Source organism: Lentzea sp. NPDC051213 (assembly GCF_044455585.1).
Taxonomy (GTDB): domain Bacteria; phylum Actinomycetota; class Actinomycetes; order Mycobacteriales; family Pseudonocardiaceae; genus Lentzea.
Genome location: NZ_JBITEX010000004.1, coordinates 563,213 through 588,612 on the forward strand (window position 1 = coordinate 563,213; position 25,400 = coordinate 588,612).

Below are 25,400 nucleotides of genomic sequence, written 5' to 3' on the forward strand. Positions count from 1 at the left end.
CGCACCGTACTTGTGTAGCGAGGGCGGGGAAGTCACGGCAGGTCGACCTCGGCGGTCACGTGCGGCAACGGCCGTTCCACGCCACTCAACAATGAGTCGAACTTCGTCTCCCCGTAGAGATAGCGCCGGAAGAACGCCGACAGGTACACCACACCGGCTTCCCGTTGCTCCTGCTCGTTCAACTGCCGCTCCTCCGCCTGCAACGCCCGGCAGAACCCAGGCCGTGTGGGCTCGGCATCGTCCTCCGCCGTGACCTGACCGCTCGACGGCGACCACTCGGTGTTGAAGAAGCTGTGGTTGGCGCCCTGCACCATCAACCGGTGCACCGGCACGACGTTGCGCGAGGCGGCGTCCTCGAAGTACTGCTCCGCCCCGGGGTTGCTGGTCTTGTCACAACCTCCGATCACCGTCAGGAACGGGATCCGCGAGACCACCGAGTCCGACCCGCCGCTGGGCACCGGCTCGAGCGCGACCACGGCCTTCACCTCGACGCCTTCCGGCCAGCTGTGGTAGCCGTCGGCCGAGTGCCGCGTCGCCCCCCGGCCGCCCTTCGAATGTCCCAGCACACCAACACGTTTCGTGTCCACTCGGAACGCGCCGAACTGCGGCGCCAACGGTCCCGCGCTTGTGGTGGCCTGCTGCCACATCCGCAGGTGCGCGTTGATCAGTGCCGCACGGTCGGCGTACTCGTCGGGCGATGTGGAACTGATGTGGTTGGCGTTGACCGAAACCACGACGAACCCGGTCTTCGCCAGTTCATGCGCGAGGTAGTCGTACCCGCGGTAGCTGGACACCTGTGGAACTCCTGGCTTGCAGGGCCATCCATAAAGGTCTTCGTAGGTCGCGTCCGGCCGCCGATCCTCGCATTTGGCGAACAGACCGTGCAGCAGCACGACAAGCGGATGTGAGCCTCTGCCGACGTCGCGTGGATAGTGCACGGAAGCGGACAGGTCCGGCGTGACCTCGTAGGACGCCGTGCGGACCTCGTCCGCGGCCGCCGTCGCCGGTACACCGAGCATCAACACGAGCAGGCCAAGCGTCAGTCGCAACACAGAGGACTTTGTACCTGCGGTAAGTCCGCCGTTCGTCCAGATCATGTCCGGATCCTGGAACAGTCCGCTCCAGAAGGATTCGAGCAGTCGATCGTACGTTTTTCAACGTAATGAGGCCCTCGCGTGCCCGCTGGTGACCGCCGATACCTTGGGGGATTTCTGAGATGTCGAACGAAGCTGCAGCAGTGGACGGCGGATGCCTGCCCGACCTGCTGCGCAAGCAGGTGGAGGAACACCCGGACCGCACGGCCGTCGTCTTCGGCGACGACAGCATCACCTACGGCGAGCTCTTCGAGCAGAGTTCGGCGCTGGCCACGCACCTGCGGCGGCTCGGCATCGCCGCGGACGACTGCGTCGGCATGTTCGTGGAGCCGTCGCTCGACCTCGTGGTCGGTGCCTGGGGAATCCTGTGCGGCGGCGGGGCCTATCTGCCGCTGAGCCCGGAGTACCCGGAGGAGCGGCTCCGGTACATGATCGAGGACTCGCGCACGAAGGTCGTGGTGACCCAGCCCGCGCTCAAGCAGCGGCTCACCGAACTGGCGCCCAGCCACACCAGGATCGTCACCCTCGAGGACTGCGACGAGGCGTTCGACGACGGCTTCAGCCCCGCGCACGACAGCCTCGCGTACATCATCTACACCTCGGGCAGCACCGGCCGGCCCAAGGGCGTGATGATCGAGCACCGCAGCATCGTGAACCAGATGCTGTGGCTGCACGACGACCACGGCATCGACCGCACGAAGCGCGTGGTGCAGAAGACGCCGATGAGCTTCGACGCGGCGCAGTGGGAGATCCTGGCCCCCGCGGTCGGCAGCACCGTCGTGATGGGCAGGCCCGGCATCTACCGCGACCCGGAGATGCTGATCGAGACCATGCGCGAGCAGGGCGTCACGACGCTGCAGTGCGTGCCGACGCTGCTGCAGGCGCTGATCGACACCGAGGAGTTCCACACCTGCTCGTCGCTGCAGCAGGTCTTCAGCGGCGGCGAGGCGTTGTCCCGCACGCTGGCCCAGAGCTTCGTGGAGGCGATGCCGGCCGTCCGGCTGATCAACCTCTACGGACCGACGGAAACGACGATCAACTCGTCGTCGTTCGTGGTCGATCCCGAGGAACTCGCGGAGGCACCGAAGTCCATCTCCATCGGCGCACCGGTCGCGAACACCAGCTACCTCGTGCTCGACGCGCAAAAGAACCCGGTGATCCCCGGCGAGATCGGTGAGCTCTACATCGGCGGCGTCCAGGTCGCCCGCGGCTACCTGCACCAGCCGGAGCTGACCGAGGAACGGTTCGTGGACGGCATGTTCCGCACCGGCGACCTCGTCACGCAGAACCTCGACGGCACCGTGCAGTTCGCCGGCCGCGCGGACAGCCAGGTCAAGCTGCGCGGATATCGGGTCGAGCTGGACGAGATCAGGCTCGCGATCGAGACGCACGACTGGGTGCGCAACGCGGCGGTGATCGTGAAGTCCGACGAGCGGACCGGGTTCCAGAACCTGATCGCGTGCGTCGAGCTGAACCCCAAGGAAGCCGCGCTGATGGACCAGGGCAACGCGGGCTCGCACCACCAGTCGAAGTCGAGCAGGCTGCAGGTCCGCGCCCAGCTGTCGAACCCCGGCGTGCGCGACGACCTCGGCGGCCGCGAGTCGTTCGAGCTGCCCGGCGAGGAAGCTTCTTGCCTGCAGCGGAAAGTGGTGTTCTCGCGCAAGTCGTACCGGTTCTACGAGGGCGGCCAGGTCACCGACGCCGACCTGCAGCGGCTGCTCGAGCGCAAGGCCGTCGGTGCCGGCTCGCGGCAGCCGGACACCGTGCGGTTCGCCGAGCTGGGCGAGATCCTGCGCTACTTCGGCGCGCACTTCAGCGACCAGCGGCTGCTGCCGAAGTACGGCTACGCCTCGCCGGGTTCGCTTTACGCGACCCAGCTCCACCTCGAGCTGCACCACATCGCGGGCCTGCCGGCCGGGCTGTACTACTACCACCCGCTGCGTCACCAGCTCGTGCTGATCTCCCCGCTGGAGGAGAACCGCGACGTGGTGGCGAAGCTGCACTTCATCGGGCGCAAGGCCGCGATCGAGTCGGTGTACCTCAACAACATCCAGGAAGTGCTGGAGATCGAGACCGGCCACATGGTCGGGCTCTTCGAGGAGGTCCTGCCCGGCTACGGCCTCGACGTCACGGCTGCCGAGTACACGCCGGGCACGAAGGACCTGCTGGACGTCGCCGACGAGGACTACTACCTCGGCACGTTCGAACTGTGCGCGTACACGGGACTGCGTGAGGACGACGTCGACGTCTACGTCCAGACGCACCCCGGCAAGGTCGCGAACCTGCCCGGCGGCCAGTACCGGTACCGCGACGGCGAGTTCGAGCGGGTCTCGGACGAACTGGTGCTGCGCAAGCACGTCATCGCGATCAACCAGGCGGTGTACGAGCGGGCGAGCTTCGGTGTCACCGCGATCAGCAGGTCCACAGAGGACTGGCGGCGCTACGTCGACCTCGGCCGGACCATGCACCGGTTGTCGGCCAACGACGTCGACCTCGGCTTCATGTCGTCGGGCTACAGCTCGAAGTCGGACAACGACCTGCCGTCGGCCAAGCGGATCAACGGGATCCTGGCCGACATCGGCGAGGAGGGCGGGCCGTCGTACTTCTTCCTGGGCGGCAAGGTCTCCTACGAGCAGCGCCGCAGCCCCGGCATGAAGGAAGACGTCGTCCACATGAAGGGCCCGGCCGAGTTGATCAGGGACGACCTGGTCAACTTCCTGCCCGACTACATGATCCCCAACAAGGTCGTGGTGCTCGACAAGCTGCCCATCACCGCGAACGGCAAGATCGACGTCAAGGCGCTGGAGGTCTCCGACAAGACCGATGTGGACGACCAGGACCGGCCGTTCATCGCGCCGCGCACCATCACCGAGCGCCGCATCAGCGAGATGTGGAAGAAGCTGATGAAGCGCGAGACCGTGTCGACGCACGACGACTTCTTCGAGACCGGCGGCAATTCTCTGATCGCGGTCGGCCTGGTCAACCGGATCAACAAGGACTTCGGCACCGGCCTGCCGCTGCAGGTGCTCTTCGAGTCGCCGACGATCGAGCAGCTCGCGCGCCGGGTCGACGGCCTGCACGAGGGTCCGGTCTCGCGGCTCGTTCCGTTGCAGCCCAACGGTGACGCGACCCCGGTGTTCTGCTGGCCCGGTCTGGGCGGCTACCCGATGAACCTGCGCACGCTGGCGAGCCGGTCGGAGCGGCCGTTCTACGGTGTGCAGGCGCACGGGATCAACGAGGGCGAGACGCCGTACAGCACGATCCGCGAGATGGCTGCTGCGGACATCGAGGCGATCAAAAAGGTCCAGCCGGAGGGCCCGTACACGCTGTGGGGCTATTCCTTCGGCGCACGGGTCGCGTTCGAGACGGCCTACCAGCTCGAACAGGCGGGCCACGAGGTCGCGAACCTGTTCCTGATCGCGCCGGGGTCGCCGAAGGTGCGCACGGAGCGGGTGAGCGACGAGGCCTCGTACGACAACAAGGCGTTCGTCACGATCCTGTTCTCGGTGTTCGCGGGCAGCATCACCGACGCCAGGCTGGCTCAGTGCCTGGAGGTCGCGCGGGACGAGGACAGCTTCGCGGCGTTCGTCAGCGGCGAGTTCCGCGACCTGGACAGCGAGCTCGTGCGCCGGATCATCAAGATCGTCACGGAGACGTTCTCCTTCAAGTACACCTTCAGCGAGCTGGCCGAACGCACGATCACCGCGCCGCTCACCATCTTCAAGGCGCAGGGCGACGACTACTCGTTCATCGAGGGCAGCGAGGGCTTCTCGGTCACCGACCCGGTCGTCGTCGAGCTCGCGGCCGACCACTACAGCCTGTTGCGCGAGCCCGACATCGACGAGCTGCTGGCGTCGATGCAGCGGCGCGACGTCGTCCAGGACGAGATCGCGCGGGTGCCGGTGCTGCTCACCGACGAGCAGATGTCCGAGCTGATCGCGGCCGTGACCAAGGCGGTCACGCTGGCCATAGCGGGAGGCCGATCGTGACGATTCCCCTGGTGTACAGCGAGGAAGTGGCCGAGGCGATCACGGCGGGCCAGCCCGTGGTGGCCTTGGAGTCCAATGTCATCACGCACGGCCTGGACTACCCGGAGAACGCCGAGACCGCACGCCGGGTCGAGGACGCGGTCCGGGCCGGCGGATCGGTGCCCGCGACGATCGGCATCGACAGGGGCCGGATCCTCGTGGGCCTGACCGAGACCGACATCGAGCGGTTCGCGTCGACACCGGGCATTCCGAAGGTCAGCAGCCGGGACCTGCCGATCGTGCTGGCCCGCGGCGGGATGGGCGCGACGACCGTCGCCTCGTCGGTGATCGCGGCCGAGCTGGCAGGGCTGAAGTTCTTCTCCTCGGCGGGAATCGGCGGCGTGCACCGCGGCGCCGAGCGGACCATGGACGTCTCCTCGGACCTGATCCAGTTCACCCGGTCCAAGGTCGCGGTGGTGTGCGCGGGCGCGAAGAACATCCTCGACCTCGGGCTCACGATGGAGTTCCTGGAGACGCACTGCGTCCCGGTCGTCGCGTACCGCTCGGACGACTTCCCGGCGTTCTACTGCGTCTCCAGCGGTCTGCGCAGCCCGCACCGCGTCGACGACCCGCTGGAGCTGGCCCGCGCGATCGAGAACCACTGGGCGCTCGGCAGCCCCGGCTCGTTCCTCGTCACCACGCCCACGAAACCGGGTGACGCCATCGACGGCGCCGAGGTGGAGTCGGTGATCGCCGAGGCGATCGAGCGCGCGGAGCAGAAGGGCGTGAGCGGCCAGGCGATCACGAAGTTCCTGATGCGGGCCGTCGACCGCGCGACGGAGGGCCGTTCCGCGAAGGCCAACGTCGCGGTGCTGGTCAGCACCGCCGAGGTCGCGGGTGAGCTCGCCGCCGCACACGCGAAGGAGTTCAGCCGATGAACCGCTGCGTGATCTTCGACCTGGACGGCACGCTCGTCGACTCCCCGCGCGGGATCATCACGACGTTCGCCGCGGTGTTCAGCCAGCTCGATCTGCCCACAATGGACTCCGCCTCGATCCGCGGCACCATCGGGCTCCCGCTGCCGGCGGCGTTCGCGAAGCTGCTCGGCACGTCGGCGGACGAGCCGGTCGTGGCCGAGTGCGTGGCGCTCTACCAGCCGACGTTCCGCAAGATCGTGCTGCCGATGGCGTCGCAGCTGGTGTTCCCCGGGGTGTTCGACGGCCTGAAGTCGTTGCAGGACGACGGTTTCCGGCTGGCCGTCGCGACGAGCAAGTTCATCGCCAACGCCGAGGCGCTGCTGGTCGCGGCCGGTCTGCGCGAGGAGTTCGAGGTCGTGGTCGGTGCCGACCAGGTCGCGAATCCCAAGCCTGACCCCGAATCCGGCTTCGTCGTGCTGAAGAGGCTCGGAGTGGCACCGGAACGCGCGGTGATGGTCGGTGACACCACGCACGACCTGCTGATGGCTCACGCCGCCGGCATGTCGTCGATCGGCGTGACCTACGGGGTGCATAGCGTCGAACAGCTGCTCAGCGCCAACCCCACCTGGCTCGTCGACTCGTTCGCCGGGGTCGTGGCCGCCGTCAAGGAGTGCTCGTGACCTCGATCGACGCGTACCTCGAGAAGAACGTGCACCTGTTGCCGCAGACCAACCAGCTGCGCGCGTTGCATACGATCGTGCGCGACCGCGACACGTCCCGCGAGGACTTCGTCTTCTACGCCGAGCGGATCATCCGGCTGCTCGTCGAGGCGGGCCTGGACCTGCTGCCGTTCGAACCGCACGACGTCACCACGCCGATCGGCGCCACCTACAACGGACTCCGGTTCGCCGACGGACTGGTCGGCGTCCCGATCATCCGGGCGGGCGAGAGCATGGAGGCTGGGCTGCGCGCGGTGTGCCGGGGCGTCCGCATCGGCAAGGTCCTCATCCAGCGGGACAAGGACACCAAGCTCCCGAAGCTCTACTACCGGAACCTGCCGCAGGACATCGCGTCGCGGCACGTGCTGCTGCTCGACCCGATGCTCGCGACCGGCGGTACCGCCAACGCCGCGATTCAAGTGCTGCTCGACCAGGGCGTGGTAGAAGAGAACATCGTCTTCATCACGTTCATCACGGTGCCGGACGGCATCGAGGCCGTGTGCTCGCGATACCCGCGCGTGCGGATCGTGACTTCGGCGATCGAGGAACGGCTCAACGAGAACGCCTACATGCTGCCCGGCATCGGTGATTTCGGCGATCGGTTCTTCGGCACCGAGAAGTGACGGGGGAAGCTCCATGAAGGGCAACCGACTGCTGGCCGACTCGGCCATCACCGCACTGGCACCGGCGATCTGGGGCAGCACCTACCTGGTCACCACCCAGCTCCTGCCACCGGACCGGCCGCTGCTCGCCGCGACCGTGCGCGCGTTGCCCGCCGGCCTGATCCTGCTGGCGTTCGGCCGGATCCTGCCGCAGGGCATCTGGTGGTGGCGCGCCCTGGTGCTGGGCACGCTCAACATCGGCGCGTTCTTCTTCCTGCTGTTCGTCGCCGCCTACCACCTGCCCGGCGGCGTCGCGGCGCTCGTCGGCTCGGTTCAGCCGGTGATCGTGCTGGTGCTGGCCGCGGTGCTGCTCGGCGACCGGATACGGCTGCCCCACGTGCTCGCCTGCCTCGCCGCGTCCGCGGGCGTCGCGTTGCTGGTGCTCAAGGCGACCGCGCAACTGGACCTCGTCGGGGTGCTCGCCGCGCTGGGCGGCGCGGTGTGCATGGCGTCAGGAATCGTGCTGACGAAGCGGTGGCAGCGACCGGTCAACGTGCTGCTGTTCACCGGCTGGCAGCTGACCGCCGGCGGCATCGTGCTGCTGCCCGCGCTGTTCCTGGTCGAAGGGCTGCCGAGCACGATCACCGGCACCAACGCGCTGGGCTTCGGCTATCTGATCGTGCTCGGCTCGCTCTTCGCCTACTCGGTCTGGTTCCGCGGCACGGACCGGGTGCCCGCGATCGGGTTGTCGTTCCTCGGCTTCTGCAGCCCGATCGTGGCGACCGTGCTCGGGTTCGCGTTCCTCGGCCAGACGCTGTCGTTCCTTCAGCTGGTCGGTGCCTTGATCTTGATCGGGGCGATCGTCCTGGTGCAGCTCACGCCCCAGAAGCCGGCGCCGGTGGCCACCACGATCCCGGCCAGCGCGGCCAAGGTCGGCGCGTCGGGCTGAAGCAGCGACTGACCGCGTCCCGCCTGCCAGGTCACCAGGGCGAGCAGCGCGGTGTAGCCGAGCGCGGCGACCCCGACCAGCCGCGCCCGCACCCGCTCGTCCACCCGCCGCAGTGCGAGAACGACCAGCAACAGCACCTGGATCCCGTGCAGCCCGACGAAGTGCGGCACCCGGAAGTCGCCACCCTCACCGATGCCATGTCCCTGGTACATCACAACTTCCTGGCCGTTGGCATCGATGACCGTGCGCTGGTGGATCTCCGTGGCCATCCAGTACACCGGCAGGATCATGCCGACGGTCGCCAGCGCGAGACCGGCGCGCACGGCCCGCATCAGAGCTTTGTCGCCACCGCTTTGGAACAACACCAACGTCACGATGGCCAGCTGCACGAGGAACAACGCCGCCACACCGTTGGTGAAGATCTGCGTGGCGAGCAGGGTGATCGGATCGGTCGAGGTGTTGAAGTGGCTGAACGTGCCGCGGGCGGCCTGCAGCGTGATCGCACCGACCTCGGCGAACGCAGCCACCGCGAACACCGTGCCCAGCCACCAGCCGAACCGGCGCGCTCTGGTGAGCGTGCTCTGCAGCCACGAGAGCGTGCCGGAGTAGACGGCGAAGGCGAGGCCGAACTTCAGCGGCTTCAGCCAGATCGGTTCGCCCAGCAGCGTGCGGTCGTCGAGGAAGATCCCGGCCGCGGCCACCACCGCGAGTCCGAGCATGAGCAGTGTGTTGACCAGGAGCGGGCGGTGCCAGTTCGTGAACATGACGGCAATGCTCAAAGGCTGACGCACCGTCAAGGTCAAGCCCGCAGAATGGGTTCGTGCTGACGATCAAGCGGCTCGCCGAATATGTCGGGGTCACGGTGCGGGCCGTGCGCCACTACCACCAGACCGGCCTGCTCCCCGAACCGGAACGCGACTCCTCCGGCTACCGGCGCTATCCCGCCCAGGCCGTGGTCGACCTGATCCGCATCAGGACCCTGACCGCCGCCGGCGTGCCGCTGACCCGCGTGCAGGAGCTCATCAAGGCCACCCCCAAGGAGTTCGCGCGAGCCGTCGACGAGATCGGCGAGGGACTCACGCGGCAGATCGAGGAACTGGAGCAGCGCAAGCTCGGCGTGGCCGCTCTGCAGGCGGGCGACCGGCTGTTCCTCCCCGCCGAGATCGCGGACTACCTCGATCAGCTGCGGGCGCTGGGGGTCAGCGAACGCGGTGTCAGCTTCGAACGCGACGGGTGGATCGTGCTCGCGGCCGCCTATCCGGACCGAGCGTTGACGTGGATCGCGCAGAAGCAGGCCCAGCTGGAGGATCCGGACTTCCGCCGGTTCTACGTCACCTACGACCAGGCCCACGACTGGGATCCGGCCGACCCGCGGCTCGACGGCCTGGCCGACGTCATGGCCGCCAGGCTGCGGCGGGAAGCTGCCGACACTGTCCACGACGTGCTGTCCGCCGACGAGCAGTCGCTGCTCGGTGAGCACGTGCGCGACTACTCGCCGGCCTGGATCCGGCTCGCCGAACTGGTGCGTCAGCGCACGACGTCGTAGACCAGCTTCTGGATGCCGTTGCCGTAGGACTCGCTCTCGACGAGCTTCAGCATCTGCTTGTCCTTGTCGGTCTCGCTGAACAGGCGCTTGCCCGCGCCGAGCAGCAGCGGGAACACCAGCAGGTGGTAGCGGTCGATCAGGCCGGCGTCGGACAGGTTGCGGTTGAGCGTCGCGCTGCCGTGCAGGGAGATCGGCCCGCCGTCGGTCTCCTTCAGCGCGGCCACGTCGTCGAGCGAGCGCAGGATGGTGATGTCGCCCCAGTTGTCGACGAGCTGGTCTTCCTTCAGCGTGCTGGACACGACGAACTTCGGGATGACGTTGTAGCGCGGGAAGTAGTCGAGGGTCGGCCACACCGGGGAGAACGCCTCGTAGCTGAGCCGGCCCATCATCATCGCCGCTGCCTCGTCCTGCTCACGGCCCTTGAGCTCGTAGGCGGCCTCGTCGAACTCGATGTCCTTGAACGTCCAGCCGGAACTGCGGTGACCGGGTTCGCCGCCGGGCGCCTCGATGACGCCGTCGAGTGAGACGAACGCGGTGGCGATCAGGGTGCGCATCGGGTTTCTCCTTTGGTGTTCGGCCTGGCTGTCATCAGGGCGTCGAACGGGAGATGCCGGGTTCGACACCTCGCGCCAAGGGAATTTTCCGGCATGAGTAACGGCGGCGCTGGACACCCCACCGAGTCCAGCGCCGCCGGTGCCCAGGAGTGTGTCGATCGGAGCCCTCACCTACATGCGGGCGGAGCCCCCAATTAAGGGCAGCGCGTACTTGATCAGTGCGGCCCGGGAGTCCTGGCCGGTGCGGGCGCGCAGGCTGCCCACGTGCCGTTCGACCGTTCGGGGGGACAGGTACAGCCGTTCGGCGATCTCCGCGTTGCCGAACCGTTCCACCACGAGCCGCAGCACCTCGTACTCCCGCACCGTCACGCCGACCCGGCGCAGCTCGGCCGGCACGGTGTCGTGGTCGCGCCGGCGGCGTTGCTGAGGGGCACCGGCCTCGCGCAGCGCCGCACGGCACGCGGCGGCGACGGCGGGCACGTCGATCCGGTGGAAGTACTCCTCGGCCTCGCGCAGCCACGCCAGCGGGTCGCCCCAGCCGTCGGCCAGTGCTCGCGGCCCGGCCAGCCGCAGGCCGAGGTAGCGCGGCAGGCCCAGTCCGGTGCTCAGTTCCAGCGCTTCGGCAGCGGCCTCCCCTGCCTTGTCGGGATGGCCGTCGCGGCCGAGCAGGATCGCCCGGCTCCACGCGAAGTACGTGCGGTGCAGCAGAACCTGGGCGAGGTGGGACGAGGCCAGCCGCTCGTACTCGGCCCAGCCCGCGAGACCGTGCGCGACCCGCACCAGCAGCCGCGGGCCCTGGTAGAACGTGCCGCGCAGGATGCGTGGCTCCTTGACGGCCTTCTCCACCTCGTCGAACTCGGCCAGCGCGCGCTCGTACTGCTCCTCCATCAACGCGCAGATCGCGGCGCTGTAGGACCAGATCTCCTCCGACCCGCCGTGGTCACGCAGCCGGGCCAGTGCCTGGTCGGTGGCCTTGCGCCGCCCGTGCATCGCGGCGACACCCGCCTCGACGGCGACGGCTAGCTGCTTCAACGCGTCCAGCCCCAGCCGCTCGGCCGCCGCTCCCGCGCTGGCACCGCAGCGGGCGGCCTCGTCGTACTCGCCGCGCACGAGGTAGGTGGAGGCCAGGTGCAGATCGGCCGCGACCAGGATGACGATCGCACCGGTGTCGAGCGCGGCCTGGCGGGCGGCGAGCAGGCTGGTCGCGTCGATGGTCAGGTACTTGTCCACGACGCCCAGTTCCAGCAACGCCCGCAGCCGCCACGCCGCGAGCCCGTGCGTCTCGGCGACGTCCTGCCAGCGTTGGACGTACTGCCTGGCTTCGGCGAGGTCCTGGCCTCTGGTGCACCGCGCGAGCACCTCTAGCGCCTCGCAGACGATCTCCGGGTCCTCCGCCGTCGCCGCGCGTTCGGCCAGCGCGCGGGCTTCGGGTACGCGGTCGAGTTGGTTGAGCCCGAGCAGCAGGGTCGCGGCGACGACGTCCATGGCCGCCGCATGGGTCTGCCTGGCGGAGTTGACGAGGTCAAGCCCGCGTTCCCACTGCCCGGCGACGGCCGCGACCCGCGCCTGCGCGAGGTGCACCGCGGCCCGGCGTTCCGGTCTGGCACGCGAGGCGGTGAGCGCCTGCTGAAGCCGTTCTCCCAGCGCGAAAGCCCGCGCGCCGTTGTCCGCGGGGACGACGACCGCGGCGAGCGGCAGCACGGCGGCGAGCGCGTCGAGCAGGTCGGCCGCGAGGTCCGGTTCCCCAGTCATGGCCTGGCCGCGTTCGAGCAGCTCGACCGCCGTGCCGAACCGGCCGAGCGCCGCGGCCTGCCGGCCCGCGCGCACCAGGGCGCCCACGGCCCTGCCGCTGTCCCCTGCCGTCGTCCAGAGCTCGGCGATGAGCTCCAACTCGTTGGGACGCAACGCTTCCGTGGTCTCCGCCGCGGCACGGGCGAGCGCCACTCTCGCCGTCGGCGTCATCCGGCCGCGAATCGCGTCGGCGGTCAGCGCGTGCCGGAACTGGTGGCCGCTGACGAGCTGCGCCCGTTCGGCGTCCTGCAACAGCCTCGTCGCGTCCGCGGCCTCCGTGACGGCCGCGACGACGTCGAGCGGGAACGACCGCCCGAAGAGCGCGGCCACTTCGAGCAGCGCGACGCACTCGGGGCCGAGCGCGTCCACCCGTTGCAACGTCGCCGCGGCCACTGTCGGCGGCACACCCGCCTGCAGGTCGCCGTTGAGCAGCTCCTCGACCACGAACGGCACGCCGTCGGCGATCCTGGTGAGCGTGGCCAGCACGTCGGCGGGCGCGGGCGCACCGAGGCAGTGCCGTGCCAGTTCCGCGACCTCACCATCGTGCAACCCGTTGAGCCGCAACACACCCGCGACCCGGCGTGCCGCAGCCTCGTTCGCAAGTCGTTGTGCGCCATCGGGATGCGGTCGCAGGGTGGCCAGCAGCAGGACAGGCGCGTCCGCGAGGTTGTCGAGCAGGTAGTCCACCACGGCCAGCGTCTCGCCGTCCGCGTCGTGCAGATCTTCCAGCAGCACAACGGTTTTCTCGGCCGTGACCAGCCTCAGGATCGCCTCGGCCTTGACCACGGCCGGATCCGGCATCCCGGCGGACGCATCGGGAGTCAGCCGCAGCAGAACGGGCAGGTAGGCGCCCAGCTGCCGTTCGTCGGGCGCGTCCTCGCGGAACGCGGACAGCACGGCCTCGCACAGCGCGCGCAGCGGCACCGCCCGGCTCGCTCTTCCTTTGAGCACGCGAAATCCGTGCTGCGCGGCGTGTCCGGCGAGTTCGGACGCGAGCCGCGACTTGCCGATTCCCGGCTCCCCCACCAGGAACATCGCGCCACCGCGCCGTTGTCCGGCCCGTGCGACCGCGGCCCGCAGTGCTGAGGTCTCCGCGCTCCGGCCCACCAGTACGGGGGACGTGAACTGCATGACACGCGACACTACACACAGTCGGATGGACCGGTCAGGAATCGAGAAGCGGCGCGGGCGGCCCGCTCCTACCGTTGACCTCAACGAAGTCGACGAGAGGACAGACGCGATGAGCGGCAAGCGGATCCGCCAGTTCCACCGCTGGGTGAGCATGTTCTTCATGGCCACGGTCGTGCTGACGGCGGTCGCGCTGACCGTGGACAGCTCGCTGGTGTGGGTGTCGTACGTGCCGCTGCTGCCGCTGTTCGTCCTGATGGGGACGGGCGTCTACATGTGGTTCCTGCCGGCGATCGCCCGGCGTCGTGCCCGGCGCGCGGTGGCCTAGCCGTTCAGCCGGTTCTACCAGGTGACGGCATACGCGGCGGTCACGTCCGGCCGTCCGGTGAGCGTCGATCCGATCGGCATGACGAGCAATCTGAGTGATCACGGTAGAACCGCACGATAGCCGCATTATTCTGCGCTTATGGGGGAAAACACCGACACGCCAAAGACATTCCCGAACCGGTTCGCGGACTCGTACGGCCAGTCCAGCGACCGCTGCGAGTGCTTCAAACAGCAGCGGCGGAAGGTCCGCTTCCACGCGGAACGACAGGACCCGTCAGCACCGGGCTGGCTGCACCTGCTGGACCTGGTCGAGGAGGCGGCCGCCGACGGCCGCACGGTCTTCAAGCCGCTGCTCGACCTGAGCCCCTCGGAACGCCGCGAGGTCGTCACCCTGCCGCCCACCATCGCCAAGCTGACGGCGGTCGAGCACCTGGACCTCTACGGGTCCAACCTGGTGCGCATCCCACCCGCGATCGGGGCCATGGTGAGCCTGCGGCGGTTCGACCCCTACACCTCGTACCGGTTGCACTGGTTCCCGTACGAGCTGACCCGGTGCACCCGGTTCAACAACAGCACGGTGAGCACTCGCGCCATCTACGGCAACTTCAAGTTCCGGCCACCGTTCCCCGCCCTGCGCCCTCCCACCACCGACCTCACCGACCTCGACCCCGGCATCTGGGGCACCGAGTCCGTCCACACGTGCAGCGTCTGCGACGGACCGATCACCGAGCTGAACCATCGGTGGATCACGCTCTTGGTCGGCTCCGACCACCTGCCGCTGCTGGTCAACGCCTGCTCCACGGACTGCGTGGCCGCGCTGCCGACTCCGCCCGACGACTACGTGCCGACTCCGCACACGGGCGGACCGGACCTCGTCCAGCCCGCCTAGACCGGCATCAGCGCCCGCAGCGGACGGAGCCGGGCACGAACCGCACCCGCGTCGGGGTGGTCGAGATCCTCGAGAATGCCGAGCGCCTCCTGCCACGCCGCGCGGGCGGGTCCCGCACAGCCGGCCGCGAGGTGGCTGTCCCCGAGGTGCACGAGGACGTCGGCGGTCCAGAAGCGGTCGCCGAACGAGCGGAACAGGTCGAGAGACCGCTGGTAGCAGGCGATGGCGCCGCGGTGGTCGCCGAGGTGGTGGCGGATGTAGCCGAGGCTGTCCCAGGTGGAGGCCTGGCCGTCGGGGTCGTCGAGCTCCTCCAGCAACACCAGCGCCGCCTGGCAGGAGGTGAGTGCCCGATCCAGGTCGCCGAGCAGGGCCTGGTACCAGCCGACCGCGTTGAGCGCGCCGGCCTGGCCGCTGCGGTGGCCCGCGGCCCGGTAGAGGACGAGGGCCTGCCGGGAGTGGCGCAGGGCCTGGTCGTGGTCGCCCTGCCGTTCGCTCACGTAGGCGAGTTCGCGCTGGGTGCGGGCCTGCCCGACCGCGTCGCCCGCCACGTCGAGACTGCACTGCAGGTGGAAGCGGGCGTCGTCGAGGCGGTCCAGCTGAGTGGCGGCACGGGCGAGGTAGCGGTGGGCGTGACTCTGCGCGAGCGGGTCGCCGAGGTGCAGGGCGGCGGCCAGTGCGGCGTGGCCGATGGCGGAGAGGTCGGACCAGTGCCCGCGGCGTTCGAGGAACTCGGCCAGCGCCCAGGCCAGGTGCCAGGCGTGGGTGTGCGAGCCGGTGGCGGCGGCGTGGCCGACGGCGGCGAGCAGGACGTGGTGCTCGGTGGTGAACCAGGCCAGGGCCTGCGCGAAGTCGCCGAGGCGCTCCGGGTGCACGCAGGACGCGGGCGGCGGGGTGATCACGTCGCGGGCCGGGCTCAGCAACCGGGTCGCGGCGTGGGCGTGGTGGACGTAGTGCTCGAGCAACCGGACTGTCGCGCAACGTCTCTCTGCGTCGGAGTCGTGGATCTCGGCTTGCTCCACGGCGTACGCACGCAGCAGGTCGTGCAGGACGAACCGGTCGGGCCGGTGTTCGGTGAGCAGGTGCGCGCGGGTCAGTTCGGCGAGCAACGGCCGGATCTGGGCCACACCGCTGAGAGCAGCGGCGGCCGCCGCCGAGACGTCCGGGCCCGGATGCAGGCCGAGCAGGCGGAACAGCCGGGCCGCCGCGGGCCCGAGGGCCTGGTACGACCAGGAGAACACCGCACGGACGTCCGTCGCCGAGTCGCCGCCGTCGAACGGATCCAGGCCTCCGCGCAGCTCGGCGGCGATCGCCCGCAACGGGAAACCGGTGCAGGCGGCGCGTGCGGCCACGATGGTCAGCGCGAGCGGCAGGCCCGCGCACCGCGTGATGATCTCGGCCGCGGCGGGGTCGGCGATCCGGTCCGCGCCGAGGCGGTCCGCGAGCAGGTCGCGAGACTCCACTGTGGACAGAAGATCGAGGGCGACCGGGTGCGCGCCGTCCGCGGCGACCAGCCCGGCCAGCCGGTCGCGGCTGGTGACCAGCACCAGGCAACCGGGGCTGCCGGGCAGCAGCGGCCGGACCTGGGCGGCGTCACGAGCGTTGTCCAGCAGGATGAGCATGCGCTTGTCCGCCAAGGCACTGCGGTACAGGCTGGCCTGCGCGTCCACGCTCACCGGGATGCCCTCCAGGTCCAGGCCGAGGGCGGCGAGCAACGCGCGCAACGCCTCGCCCGGCGCCATCACCGCACCGCTCGAGTCGAACCCGCGCAGGTTGATGTACAGCTGTCCGTCCGGGAACCGCGCCGCGACCTGGTGAGCCCACTGCACCGCCAGCGCCGTCTTGCCCACCCCGGCCGTGCCGGACACCGCGGCCACGAACGGATGCCGGCCGGCCAGAACCGCGTCGAGCGCCGCGAGCTCGCGAGCCCGCCCGGCGAACGACCGCGGCGGCGCGGGCAACTGCCGCGGTACCGGCCCTGCGACCGGCGCAGCGACCGGACGGCTGACCGTCAGCGCCTGGTCCGCGGTGAGGATCTGCTTGTGCAGCAACCGCAAACCGGGTCCGGGGTCCGCACCCAGCTCCTCGGCCAGCAGCAGCCGGACCTGCTCGTAGCGCAGCAACGCGTCGGCCTGACGCCCGCACCGGTACAGCGCCAGGATCAACTGCCCGGCCAGCCGTTCGTCCAACGGGAACGCGGCGGCCGTCGCGTCCAGCTCGGCCAGCAACTCGGCGTGCCGTCCCTGCTCCAGCGCCAGGTCGTTGCGGTCGAGCAGGGCGGCGAACCGGCGCGCCTCCAGCGCGGACCGCACGCTCGCCAGCCACGGGGTGTCCAGCGCGGCGAAGGGCTCGCCCCGCCACAGCCCGAGCGCCTCGTTCAGCAGCACAACGGCTTCGCCTGGCTCGGTGCGCGCCCGTGCCACAAGATCGTGGAAACGGTGCAGATCAACGGACATCGGGTCGACCGTCAGGACGTAGCCGCCCTGCCTGCCGACGATGCGGACCTCGTCGGGAAGAACCTGCCGCAACCTGGACACGTACCCGGCGACCGCGTTGCGCGCCCGATGCGGAACCTGCTCACCCCACACCCGATCCACGAGAACGTCCACGAGCACCAACCGGTTGGCGTCCACCAGCAACGCCGCCAGCACACATCTCTGCCGGGAGTGGCCGACGTCCACGATCCGGCCACCGACGCGGACCTCGACGTCGCCGAGCAGTCCGAACTCCACGAACCACGCTCCCCTTCAGGAGTACGCAGAAGGCCGCTGAGCAGCCGATTGCACAAAGATCGAATCGCCACCGAAGACCTGGCGCCCACGCTCGTCCCCGACAGACCGGGTCGCAGGGAACTGGTCGTCAGCAGCCCAACGGAGGCAACAAATGTCCACCCGGACTCCCCAGCGCCGGACGCTTCTCCGCCGGGTCAGCGCCGCGATCGCGCTGACCGCCGCCGCGGTGGCTCTCGCCGGCGCGGGGACCGCGTCCGCACAGCCGCAGGCCGCCGGCACCAGTGCCGTCACCTACGACCTGATCCGCAACGTCAACAGCGCCAAGTGCCTGGACGTCGCCGACGGCAGCCGCGACAACAAGGCCGCCATCGCCCAGTACACCTGCGACGCCAACAAGACCCACCAGCAGTGGACCATCGAGCAGGTCGGTGACGGCAGCGGTGCCGTCCGCATCAAGGCCGCCCACAGCGGCAAGTGCGTCGACATCTGGGACTCGAGCCAGGACGCGACCGCGGACGCCACCCAGTACAGCTGCAGCGCCACCAAGTTCAACCAGCAGTTCCTGGTCGAGTACACCGCTTCCGGCGCGATGAAGTTCAAGGCGCGTCACAGCGGCCAGTGCCTCGAGATCGCGGGCCGCAACTTCAGCAACAAGTCCAAGCTGCACCAGAACTGGTGCGTCGCGCACCCGGCCCAGGAGTTCGTCATCGGCTGACCGCTCCTTTCCCGCGGGTTGTGCCCTGCCAGGGGCACAACCCGCCTTTTCACGTCCAGGCTCGTAGGCTGTCCGTCACTGGTGGCGAACTGGAGGTCAGCTGGTGGCCGAGACGACGGTGGCCGAGGTGATGGCCGAACTGGCCGCGCTGGAAGACCCGAAAGCACGCGCGGTCAACGAGAAGCACGGCGACGACCACGGCGTGAACCTGGGCAAACTGCGCGCGGTCGCCAAACGCCTGAAGACGCAGCAGGACCTCTCGCTGCAGCTGTGGGCGACCGGCGACACCGCGGCGCGCCTGCTGGCGCTGCTGATCTGCCGTCCCAAGGCGTTCGGCCGCGACGAGCTGGACACCATGCTGCGCGAGGCCCGCAAACCCAAGGTGCACGACTGGCTCGTGAACTACGTGGTGAAGAAGAGCCCGCACGCCGAAGACCTGCGCCAGACCTGGTTCGCCGACCCGGACCCGGTGGTCGCGAGCGCCGGGTGGGCCCTGACCACCGATCGCGTCGCCAAGAACCCCGAGGGCCTCGAAGGCCTGCTCGACACCATCGAGGCGGAGATGAAGGGCGCCCCCGACCGCCTGCAGTGGGCGATGAACCACTGCCTGGCCCAGATCGGCATCGAGCACCCCGAGTTCCGCGCCCGTGCCATCGACATCGGCGAGCGCCTCGAAGTCCTCAAGGACTACCCCACTCCGCCGAACTGCACGTCGCCGTTCGCGCCCGTCTGGATCACCGAAATGGTGAGGCGGCAGTCTTCCTAATAGAGGCCAGCAACGGCACCATTTCACGCTATCCTTCGCGAGGATTTCACGAACGAGGGGGTCGTCGTGGAGGAAAGACAGGATGCTGTCGCGCTCTTACTGGGGAAAGCACGCGCGGCAGTGCTCCGTTTGGTCGACGGAAGTCCGACCATGGGCGAACTGGCCGCCCGGGCCCGCATCGCACGTAGCGTCACGAGCTATCACTGCGAGGTGCTCGAAGAGGCCGGCCTGCTGGTCAGGGAACGGCAGGGCAAGTCGGTGCGCGTGCATCGCACGAGCAGAGGCACCGCATTGCTCGCCCTGCTCTCCGCTCATTTCAACAATTCTCGAAAAGATTGCACCGGCCGGGTCAGCTAAATAGAGTGATCGCCGAAAGGGGTTTGTTTCAACCAACTGGGGGAATCATCGTGCGCAAGATTCTTGTGCTCTTCGCCGTCCTGATCTCGGCCATCATCGCCGCACCCGCGGCACAGGCCTCACCACTCGGCCGGCTGCAAACCCGTGCGGACGCGTCCGCGCAGGCCTACGGCATCATCGTGAACCGCAACAGCGGGCGGTGCCTGGAAGTCGAGAACTCGGCGGGCCACGACGGCGCCCGCGCTCAACAGTGGGCCTGCGTCGGCCAGCCCGGTGCGCAGTGGCAGCTGGAGTGGGTCAGCAACACCGAGTTCATCCTGCGCAACCGCAGCGGCAAGTGCCTCGAGATCGAGAACTCGTGGGGCCACAACGGTGCGCCCGCACAGCAATGGGCGTGTGTCGGCCAGTCCGGCGCCTACTGGCACGCCTTCGTCAGGCCCGACGGCTGGCTCTTCATCGTCAACCGCAGCGGCAAGTGCCTGGAGATCGAGAACTCCAACCCGAACGACGGCGCTCGTGCGCAGCAATGGACCTGCGAGGCCATCAACACCATGCAGTGGCGCTGACCGCTTCGTAATGCCTGCCCTGGAAGGCACCTGCCTTCCAGGGCGTCTAGAGCCAGCCCCGGTCGCGGGCCGTGTTCGCCGCCTCGGACCGGTTGCGCGCGCCGAGCTTCGCCATCACCGCCGACAGGTAGTTGCGGACCGTGCCCTCGGCGAGGTTGAGCCGGGCAGCGATGTCGGCGTTGCTGGCGCCGGTGGTGACCTCGCGCAGCAGCTCACGTTCGCGGGCGGTGAGCGGGTCGGAGCTGTCCCAGGCGGCCATCGCGAGCTCGGGCGCGACGACGCGTTCGCCCGCGTGCACGCGGCGCAGGGCGGAGACCAGTTCCGCGATCGGCGCGTCCTTGAGCACGTAGCCCGCCACGCCGGATTCCATGGCGCGCCTCAAATAGCCGCTGCGGGCGAACGTCGTGATGATCAGGACTCGGGTGGGGTCGCCGCGATCGCTCAGCTCCCGCGCCACGTCGAGGCCGGTCCTGCCGGGCATCTCGATGTCGGTCAGCAGCACGTCCGGCCGGTGTTCCGCCACGGCCGCAAGCGCTTCGTCGCCGTCGCCCGCGGTCGCGACGACGGTGACGTCGGGCTGGAGATCCAGCAGCTGGGCGAACGCGCCGCGCACCATCGCCTGGTCCTCCGCCAGCACGACCCTGATCACGTGGCCACCCGCAGCGGGACGGCGATCGTCACGGTGGTGCCCGCCGAGCCGGTGCGCCGGACCAGCCCGCCGAGCGCGGCGATCCGTTCGCGCATGCCCATCAGCCCGTTGCCCTCCGGCGCGTGGTTGCCGACACCGTCGTCGGCGATCACCAGGCGCAGCTCGCCGTCGCGGGCCTCGATCCCGATGTGGCACGTCGTCGCGTTCGCGTGCCGTGCCACGTTGGTGACGGCCTCCCGCAACGCGAGCGCCAGCTCGTGCTCGGTCGACCCGACGATCACGAGGTCCGGGTCCTGCCGCACGACGACCTCGACGCCCAGGCTCGTCAACGCGGCGCGGGCCGCCTCCAGCTCGGTCTCGAGGCTCGCGCTGCGCCAGCCGGAGACGGCGTCGCGGATCTCGCTCAGCGCCGCACGGGCGGTCCGCTCGATCTCCGCCGCCTCCTCCTGCGCCCGTGCGGGATCGGCGGCGACGAGCTGGGCGCGGACGATGATCGCGGTCAGCGTGTGGCCGAGCAGGTCGTGCAGGTCGCGGGCGATGCGCTCCCGTTCCGCGAGGGTGGCGAGGTGCTCGACCCGCGCGTTGCGGATGCGCAGCTCGTCGGCCTCGCCCTCCCGTTCGGCCCACTCGACCTGCAGGATGCCGACCAGCCACAGGAAGATCAACGACGGCAGCAGCCCCCACAGCCGGTACGGCAGCTCGACCACCGACACCACGCCGAACACGCAGATCAACGCGGACAGGCCGACGAACCACCGCATCGCCACGCGCCGGGACTCCGCCAGGCCCGCGAACGCCGCCGCGTAGACGAAGAGCACCGCGGCACCGGTGTTGAACGGCGTCGCGAGCGCGCCGAGCACCACCGTCGGCACGAGGCACCGCCAGCGGACCAGATCAGGCCGTTGCCACGCCAGCACGTACATCGGGATGAAGGCAGCGGCCACGACGGCCACGAGCACCCAGTCCGCCCAGTTGGTGGCCGGGTCGAAAATCGGTGCCCACAACAGGTTCCCGAGGTAGAGCAGGTGGAACCAGCGGGAGATGCCGGCGACTTTTCTCATGACCGTGCATGACGATACGACAGCGCGGCCAGTGCCGCAGTCACCACGGTCGTGCCGAGCAGCGCGAGCGCGTGGGTGAGCACGGGCCCGCCGATCAGCTGGGTGCGAGCCAGCCCGGCCAGGTGGTAGGTCGGCAGGAACCGGGCGATGTCGGTGAAGAACGCGGGCATGATCGAGAGCGGCATCCACAGCCCGGACACGACGGACGCCGGGATGAGGATCGCGTTGAGCACGGCGGCAGCAGCGCCGGACCCGACCTGGAACCCGATCGCGAGGCTCAGCAACGCGAACGGCAACGCGCCCACCACCAGCACGGCGAGCATCCGCAGCAGGGCGGGCACCGGCACGTCGAGCGACCCGGTGATCGCCGCGGTCACCATCATCGCGATCAGCACCCCCGCCGCGTAGGGCAGCGCGGCCACCACCTTCGCCGCGAGCGTCACGCCGATCGGCACCGCGGACACCCGTTTCGCCCGCAGCCAGCCACGTTCGCGATCGGCCGCGACGCCGATGCCGGGGTTCATCAGCACCACCGAGATCACGCCGAACGCGCCGAACGTGGCGACCATCGAGGTACCCGCCGACACCCCGCCGCTGCTGAACTTCCCGAACAGGGACACGAAAAGCGCGAAGAACGCCACCGGCATGATGATCGAGAAGAACAGCGCGGCTGGTTCGCGGACGATACCCCTCAGCTCGTCCGCGAGCTCGACACCGAAGATCTTCGTGTTCATGCCGCCGCACCCCTCTCGATCAGACCGGCCACTGCCTCTTCCAGTCCGGCGCCTTCGACCCGCAGATCGGTCAGCCCCCGGTCCTGCGCGAGCAGCACCCGCAGCAACGCTTCCGGCGTGCGAGTGCCGAGGTGGACGTGCTCGCCGTCGTCGCGCACCGAGACCACGCCGGGGAGTGCTTCGAGCTGCTTGCGCCCCAACGCCGTCCGCGCGATCACCGTGCGATCGGGCAACCGGGCCATCAGCTCGTCCGGCGTCCCCTCGGCGAGCACGCGACCGCGGTCGAGCACGACGACGCGATCGGCGACGGCCGACGACTCCTCGATGATGTGGGTGGTGAGCAGCACGCCGGTGCCGCGCTCCCGCCGTTCCGCCAGGATCTGCCAGAACCTCTTGCGGGCAGGCACGTCCAGGCCCGCGGTCGGCTCGTCCAGCACCAGCAACCGCGGATCGGCGACGAGCGCCATGGCGAGCTGCAGCCGTTGTTTCTGGCCGCCGGAGAGCTTCGCCGCACGCCGCCCGGCCAGTTCCGTCAAGTCGAGCTCGGCCATCACCGGCCCGGCGGCCGACCTCGGCACCCCCGCACGCACCGCGGCCCCGGTGACCAGCTCGACCACCTTCAACGTGTTCGGGAACCCCAGAGACTGCTGCACCACGCCGAGCTGGCGGCGGGTCGACGCGAGCCGCGGATCCCCGCCGCGGACACGAACCCGGCCCTCCTTCGCGGGCAGCAACCCGATCACCAGGTTCACCAGCGTCGTCTTGCCCGCGCCGTTCGGCCCGAGCAACGCCACGCACTCCCCCGCGCCGACGTCGAGATCGACGCCGGCCAACGCCTGCGTGGCGCCGTAACTGTGCCGCGCCCCGCGCACTTCGAGCACCGTTTCCATGGTGCCCAGCCTGGCTCGGCCTGGGTGGTCGCCAGTAGTGAGGCGGCGTCACCAAGGCGTGGTGACAAATGTCAGCTACTCGGGGCGGACGGACTGCGCCCTCGGGTACTTCCGGCCCGGCATCGGCTCCGGCGACCCGGTGAACGACACCGGCGTGCCCGTCAGCAGCAGGGTCAGCCCCGCCGCCAGATCGTCACGCGAGACGAACCACGACCCGCCGCGGGTGTCGGTGATGAACCCGTGCGTCTGCCCGGACTTCCAGCTGCTCACCGTGCCCCGCCGGCGTCCGCGCGGCGCGCCCGCCGGTGAGGCCACCGCCTCGGAAGACCGCACGAACGGACTCCGCAGCGGGTAGTCGGGCGCGTCGGTGGGGGCGAAGAGCGCGTCGAAACCGGGGGTGAAACGCGTCGCGGCCCGCAGCGGCGCCGCGGTGCGCGGAGTCCAGGCAGGCGGCTTGTCGACCGTCCGCACGTCGACGACCGGCACGATCACGTGCACGCCGCGCGCGGTCAGCCTGGTCGCGAGTGGAGCGAAGTCGGAGTCCCCGGTGAGCAGGACGACCCACTGCAGCGGCACCGTGGTCGCGCGATCCCACGCCTCCAGCGCGAGCTGGACGTCGACGCCCTTCTCCTTGCCGCCGTGCAGAGGCATGTCGTGGCGGGTGATGCCGGCGGAGGCCAGCACCGCGTCGAAGGACGCGGCGGGAGTCGAGATGCGGCCACGCACGTAGTGCGCTTCCGAGACCACGCAGTCCTCGATCGGACGGCCGGTCTCGGTGTGGACGTACCAGCGCAGCGCGTCGTGCAGGCCGTCGAGCGAGATCCGGGCCGCCCTGGCATGTGCGGTCGCGTAGAAGTCGCTGAGATAAGCGAACCACGTGCCGTCGTAGAACACTCCGATGCGGACGGTCTCCCCCATCAAACGGACTTTACCGAATCGGCAGCAGCTGGTCGGCGAGGTTCCCGGCTACCTCGGCCAGCGCCTCGGCGGGCAGGCCGCTCCGTCCCATGTAGACGATGCCCTGCTGGGCCGCCTGCAGCGTGCGGGCGAACGTCACCGGGTCGATCCCGGCGGGCAGGTCGCCTTCGCGTTGCGCCCGCTCCACGGCGCCCGCGACCAGACCGGCGATGTGCTCGTACGCCTCGCGCGCCTTCGCCGCGACCGCCGGATCCGTGGCGGCGAGTTCGGTGGTGCTGTTGGCCAGGTAGCAACCGCGGCGCTGCGACGCCGCGCCGGCCACGAGCAACGCCCGCAACCCGTCCACCGCGCGCGGGTACCCCGCCAGGTTCTGCTCCAGCGACTCGCACGATTCGTTCACGTAGGCCTCGAGGGTGCGCATGAACAGCTTGTGCTTGTCACCGAACGCGCCGTAGAGGCTGCCCTTGCCCAGTCCGGACGCGCGCGTGAGGTCGTCCAGCGACGTGGCCGCGTAGCCCGCGGTCCAGAACTGGTCGCGAACGTCGCGCAGGACCTCCTGCTCGTCGAACTGCCTCGGTCGTGCCACGCCCTCGACGATACCCGTTATTGACCGATCGTTCCATAACGGGCTAGTTTTGGACCGGACGGTACAGAACCACTTTGAAGACGGAGACGGGCACATGAGTGCACTTGCTGGACGGACCGCCCTGGTGACCGGCGGAACCTCGGGTATCGGCCTGGCGATCGCCGCGCGGTTCGTCGCGGAAGGAGCCGGCGTCTTCGTCACCGGCAGGCGGCAGCCGGAACTGGACGCCGCGGTGGCCCGGCTCGGATCCGCGGCCATCGGCGTGCGCAGCGACGTGTCCGATCTGGCCGACCTGGACCGGTTGTTCGCCCGCATCGCCGCGCACGGCAAGGGACTCGACGTCGTGGTCGCGAACGCCGGCGGCTCCGCGGCTCTGGAGACCATCGAGACGCTGACCCCGGAGGCGTTCGACTCCGACTTCGGGATCAACGTGCGCGGCACCGCCTTCACCGTGCAGAAGGCCTTGCCGCTGCTCAACGACGACGCGTCGATCATCACGCTCGGCTCGACCTCGGCGTCCCGCGCGACCGCCGCACTCGGCACGTACTCCGCGACCAAGGCCGCCATCCGCCAGCTCACCAGGGTCTGGGCACTGGAGCTGGCGCCGCGCGGCATCCGCGTCAACACGCTGGTTCCGGGTCCGACCGAGACCCCGGGCCTCAAGAACGCACTGGCGAACGGCCCCGGCGGAGTCGACGCGATGCTCAAGTACCAGGCGGGCCGGGTCGCGCTGGCCAGGGTGGGACATGTCGACGAGATCGCCGCGGCCGCCCTCTTCCTGGCCACCGGTCAGTCGAGCTTCATGACCGGCAGCGAACTGTTCGCCGACGGCGGCGAGGCACAGGTGCTGATCTGACCCGGAACAGCCGTCCTCAGTAGACAGAGCCGCCGCCGTTCTGTAAATCGACGAAACAGACGGATCCCCAGCGGTCGCAAAGGTTTTCG

At 69.6% G+C, this 25,400-nt stretch carries 23 protein-coding genes; 13 read left to right on the forward strand and 10 right to left on the reverse strand.

What is annotated here, in order from left to right:
* Nucleotides 1–32: 32 nt before the first annotated feature.
* On the reverse strand, nucleotides 33–1,049 hold the full coding sequence (locus tag ACIA8G_RS20945) for an alpha/beta hydrolase family protein (protein WP_396420260.1): 1,017 nt from the start codon (nucleotides 1,047–1,049) through the stop codon (nucleotides 33–35).
* A 167-nt stretch (nucleotides 1,050–1,216) separates the two neighbouring features.
* Here ACIA8G_RS20945 and ACIA8G_RS20950 point away from each other — a divergent pair, with 167 nt between their 5' ends.
* The 6 genes from ACIA8G_RS20950 (at nucleotide 1,217) to ACIA8G_RS20975 (ending at nucleotide 9,795) form a co-directional block, all read left to right on the forward strand.
* Complete coding sequence (locus ACIA8G_RS20950; protein WP_396420261.1) at nucleotides 1,217–5,083, forward strand: amino acid adenylation domain-containing protein; 3,867 nt, start codon at nucleotides 1,217–1,219, stop codon at nucleotides 5,081–5,083.
* Nucleotides 5,080–6,000, forward strand: a complete 921-nt coding sequence (locus tag ACIA8G_RS20955; RefSeq protein ID WP_396420262.1) for a pseudouridine-5'-phosphate glycosidase — start codon at nucleotides 5,080–5,082, stop codon at nucleotides 5,998–6,000. The genes ACIA8G_RS20950 and ACIA8G_RS20955 overlap by 4 nt, the downstream gene beginning before the upstream one ends.
* A complete protein-coding gene (locus ACIA8G_RS20960) occupies nucleotides 5,997–6,659 on the forward strand; it encodes an HAD family hydrolase (protein ID WP_396420263.1) in 663 nt (220 codons plus the stop codon). The genes ACIA8G_RS20955 and ACIA8G_RS20960 overlap by 4 nt, the downstream gene beginning before the upstream one ends.
* Complete coding sequence (gene upp / locus ACIA8G_RS20965; RefSeq protein WP_396420264.1) at nucleotides 6,656–7,321, forward strand: uracil phosphoribosyltransferase; 666 nt, start codon at nucleotides 6,656–6,658, stop codon at nucleotides 7,319–7,321. Before ACIA8G_RS20960 ends, upp begins: the two co-directional genes overlap by 4 nt.
* A 13-nt stretch (nucleotides 7,322–7,334) precedes the next feature.
* Nucleotides 7,335–8,249: an EamA family transporter gene (locus ACIA8G_RS20970; RefSeq protein WP_396420265.1), complete on the forward strand. Its 915-nt coding sequence runs from the start codon at nucleotides 7,335–7,337 to the stop codon at nucleotides 8,247–8,249.
* 820 nt (nucleotides 8,250–9,069) lie between these two features.
* Nucleotides 9,070–9,795, forward strand: coding sequence for a MerR family transcriptional regulator (locus ACIA8G_RS20975; RefSeq protein WP_396420266.1), 726 nt, complete (start codon nucleotides 9,070–9,072; stop codon nucleotides 9,793–9,795).
* Here the strand turns inward: ACIA8G_RS20975 and ACIA8G_RS20980 are convergent.
* Both ACIA8G_RS20980 and ACIA8G_RS20985 read right to left on the reverse strand, forming a co-directional pair.
* Nucleotides 9,777–10,349 (reverse strand): dihydrofolate reductase family protein, encoded by a 573-nt coding sequence (locus ACIA8G_RS20980; protein ID WP_396420267.1) that lies wholly within the window; start codon nucleotides 10,347–10,349, stop codon nucleotides 9,777–9,779. The genes ACIA8G_RS20975 and ACIA8G_RS20980 overlap by 19 nt on opposite strands.
* A 171-nt stretch (nucleotides 10,350–10,520) precedes the next feature.
* Nucleotides 10,521–13,271, reverse strand: coding sequence for an ATP-binding protein (locus ACIA8G_RS20985; protein WP_396420268.1), 2,751 nt, complete (start codon nucleotides 13,269–13,271; stop codon nucleotides 10,521–10,523).
* A 109-nt stretch (nucleotides 13,272–13,380) separates the two neighbouring features.
* Between ACIA8G_RS20985 and ACIA8G_RS20990 the strand changes: the two genes are divergently transcribed.
* Complete coding sequence (locus tag ACIA8G_RS20990) at nucleotides 13,381–13,596, forward strand: hypothetical protein (RefSeq protein WP_396420269.1); 216 nt, start codon at nucleotides 13,381–13,383, stop codon at nucleotides 13,594–13,596.
* 138 nt (nucleotides 13,597–13,734) lie between these two features.
* Entirely contained in the window at nucleotides 13,735–14,484 is a 750-nt protein-coding gene (locus ACIA8G_RS20995; protein WP_396420270.1) for a leucine-rich repeat domain-containing protein, read from the forward strand.
* Here the strand turns inward: ACIA8G_RS20995 and ACIA8G_RS21000 are convergent.
* Nucleotides 14,481–17,213 carry an AfsR/SARP family transcriptional regulator gene (locus tag ACIA8G_RS21000; RefSeq protein ID WP_396420271.1) on the reverse strand — a complete coding sequence of 911 codons (2,733 nt, stop codon included), beginning with the start codon at nucleotides 17,211–17,213 and terminating at the stop codon, nucleotides 14,481–14,483. The genes ACIA8G_RS20995 and ACIA8G_RS21000 overlap by 4 nt on opposite strands.
* A gap of 151 nt (nucleotides 17,214–17,364) precedes the next feature.
* Between ACIA8G_RS21000 and ACIA8G_RS21005 the strand changes: the two genes are divergently transcribed.
* The 4 genes from ACIA8G_RS21005 (at nucleotide 17,365) to ACIA8G_RS21020 (ending at nucleotide 19,617) form a co-directional block, all read left to right on the forward strand.
* Nucleotides 17,365–17,928, forward strand: coding sequence for an RICIN domain-containing protein (locus tag ACIA8G_RS21005; RefSeq protein WP_396420272.1), 564 nt, complete (start codon nucleotides 17,365–17,367; stop codon nucleotides 17,926–17,928).
* A gap of 103 nt (nucleotides 17,929–18,031) precedes the next feature.
* On the forward strand, nucleotides 18,032–18,694 hold the full coding sequence (locus ACIA8G_RS21010; RefSeq protein WP_396420273.1) for a DNA alkylation repair protein: 663 nt from the start codon (nucleotides 18,032–18,034) through the stop codon (nucleotides 18,692–18,694).
* 66 nt (nucleotides 18,695–18,760) lie between these two features.
* On the forward strand, nucleotides 18,761–19,051 hold the full coding sequence (locus ACIA8G_RS21015; RefSeq protein WP_396420274.1) for an ArsR/SmtB family transcription factor: 291 nt from the start codon (nucleotides 18,761–18,763) through the stop codon (nucleotides 19,049–19,051).
* 50 nt (nucleotides 19,052–19,101) lie between these two features.
* Nucleotides 19,102–19,617, forward strand: a complete 516-nt coding sequence (locus ACIA8G_RS21020) for an RICIN domain-containing protein (RefSeq protein WP_396420276.1) — start codon at nucleotides 19,102–19,104, stop codon at nucleotides 19,615–19,617.
* Nucleotides 19,618–19,663: 46 nt separating this feature from the next.
* Here ACIA8G_RS21020 and ACIA8G_RS21025 read toward each other — a convergent pair whose 3' ends face one another.
* The 6 genes from ACIA8G_RS21025 to ACIA8G_RS21050 form a co-directional block, all read right to left on the reverse strand.
* On the reverse strand, nucleotides 19,664–20,266 hold the full coding sequence (locus ACIA8G_RS21025) for a response regulator transcription factor (protein ID WP_396420277.1): 603 nt from the start codon (nucleotides 20,264–20,266) through the stop codon (nucleotides 19,664–19,666).
* Complete coding sequence (locus ACIA8G_RS21030; protein ID WP_396420278.1) at nucleotides 20,263–21,327, reverse strand: sensor histidine kinase; 1,065 nt, start codon at nucleotides 21,325–21,327, stop codon at nucleotides 20,263–20,265. Before ACIA8G_RS21030 ends, ACIA8G_RS21025 begins: the two co-directional genes overlap by 4 nt.
* The gene (locus ACIA8G_RS21035) at nucleotides 21,324–22,061 is read right to left on the reverse strand and encodes an ABC transporter permease (RefSeq protein ID WP_396420279.1); all 738 of its coding nucleotides are present in this window, start codon (nucleotides 22,059–22,061) and stop codon (nucleotides 21,324–21,326) included. The genes ACIA8G_RS21030 and ACIA8G_RS21035 overlap by 4 nt, the downstream gene beginning before the upstream one ends.
* A complete protein-coding gene (locus ACIA8G_RS21040; RefSeq protein WP_396420280.1) occupies nucleotides 22,058–22,951 on the reverse strand; it encodes an ABC transporter ATP-binding protein in 894 nt (297 codons plus the stop codon). The genes ACIA8G_RS21035 and ACIA8G_RS21040 overlap by 4 nt, the downstream gene beginning before the upstream one ends.
* A gap of 75 nt (nucleotides 22,952–23,026) precedes the next feature.
* Nucleotides 23,027–23,869, reverse strand: a complete 843-nt coding sequence (locus tag ACIA8G_RS21045) for an NYN domain-containing protein (RefSeq protein WP_396420282.1) — start codon at nucleotides 23,867–23,869, stop codon at nucleotides 23,027–23,029.
* Between the two features lie 10 nt (nucleotides 23,870–23,879).
* A complete protein-coding gene (locus ACIA8G_RS21050) occupies nucleotides 23,880–24,455 on the reverse strand; it encodes a TetR/AcrR family transcriptional regulator (RefSeq protein WP_396420283.1) in 576 nt (191 codons plus the stop codon).
* A gap of 94 nt (nucleotides 24,456–24,549) precedes the next feature.
* On the opposite strand from ACIA8G_RS21050, the gene ACIA8G_RS21055 reads away from it, so the two are divergent.
* Nucleotides 24,550–25,311: an SDR family NAD(P)-dependent oxidoreductase gene (locus ACIA8G_RS21055; RefSeq protein WP_396420285.1), complete on the forward strand. Its 762-nt coding sequence runs from the start codon at nucleotides 24,550–24,552 to the stop codon at nucleotides 25,309–25,311.
* Nucleotides 25,312–25,400: the final 89 nt, after the last annotated feature.

What these genes read in the sequence shown, in the direction of transcription:
- ACIA8G_RS20980 (WP_396420267.1), bottom strand. Translation starts at nt 10,349, where the DNA reads ATGCGCACCCTGATCGCCACCGCGTTCGTCTCACTCGACGGCGTCATC.
- ACIA8G_RS20970 (WP_396420265.1), top strand. Translation starts at nt 7,335, where the DNA reads ATGAAGGGCAACCGACTGCTGGCCGACTCGGCCATCACCGCACTGGCA.
- ACIA8G_RS20950 (WP_396420261.1), top strand. Translation starts at nt 1,217, where the DNA reads ATGTCGAACGAAGCTGCAGCAGTGGACGGCGGATGCCTGCCCGACCTG.
- ACIA8G_RS20995 (WP_396420270.1), top strand. Translation starts at nt 13,735, where the DNA reads ATGGGGGAAAACACCGACACGCCAAAGACATTCCCGAACCGGTTCGCG.
- ACIA8G_RS20960 (WP_396420263.1), top strand. Translation starts at nt 5,997, where the DNA reads ATGAACCGCTGCGTGATCTTCGACCTGGACGGCACGCTCGTCGACTCC.
- ACIA8G_RS21055 (WP_396420285.1), top strand. Translation starts at nt 24,550, where the DNA reads ATGAGTGCACTTGCTGGACGGACCGCCCTGGTGACCGGCGGAACCTCG.
- ACIA8G_RS20990 (WP_396420269.1), top strand. Translation starts at nt 13,381, where the DNA reads ATGAGCGGCAAGCGGATCCGCCAGTTCCACCGCTGGGTGAGCATGTTC.
- ACIA8G_RS21040 (WP_396420280.1), bottom strand. Translation starts at nt 22,951, where the DNA reads ATGGAAACGGTGCTCGAAGTGCGCGGGGCGCGGCACAGTTACGGCGCC.
- ACIA8G_RS21005 (WP_396420272.1), top strand. Translation starts at nt 17,365, where the DNA reads ATGTCCACCCGGACTCCCCAGCGCCGGACGCTTCTCCGCCGGGTCAGC.
- ACIA8G_RS21045 (WP_396420282.1), bottom strand. Translation starts at nt 23,869, where the DNA reads ATGGGGGAGACCGTCCGCATCGGAGTGTTCTACGACGGCACGTGGTTC.
- ACIA8G_RS21035 (WP_396420279.1), bottom strand. Translation starts at nt 22,061, where the DNA reads ATGAACACGAAGATCTTCGGTGTCGAGCTCGCGGACGAGCTGAGGGGT.
- ACIA8G_RS21030 (WP_396420278.1), bottom strand. Translation starts at nt 21,327, where the DNA reads ATGAGAAAAGTCGCCGGCATCTCCCGCTGGTTCCACCTGCTCTACCTC.
- ACIA8G_RS20985 (WP_396420268.1), bottom strand. Translation starts at nt 13,271, where the DNA reads ATGCAGTTCACGTCCCCCGTACTGGTGGGCCGGAGCGCGGAGACCTCA.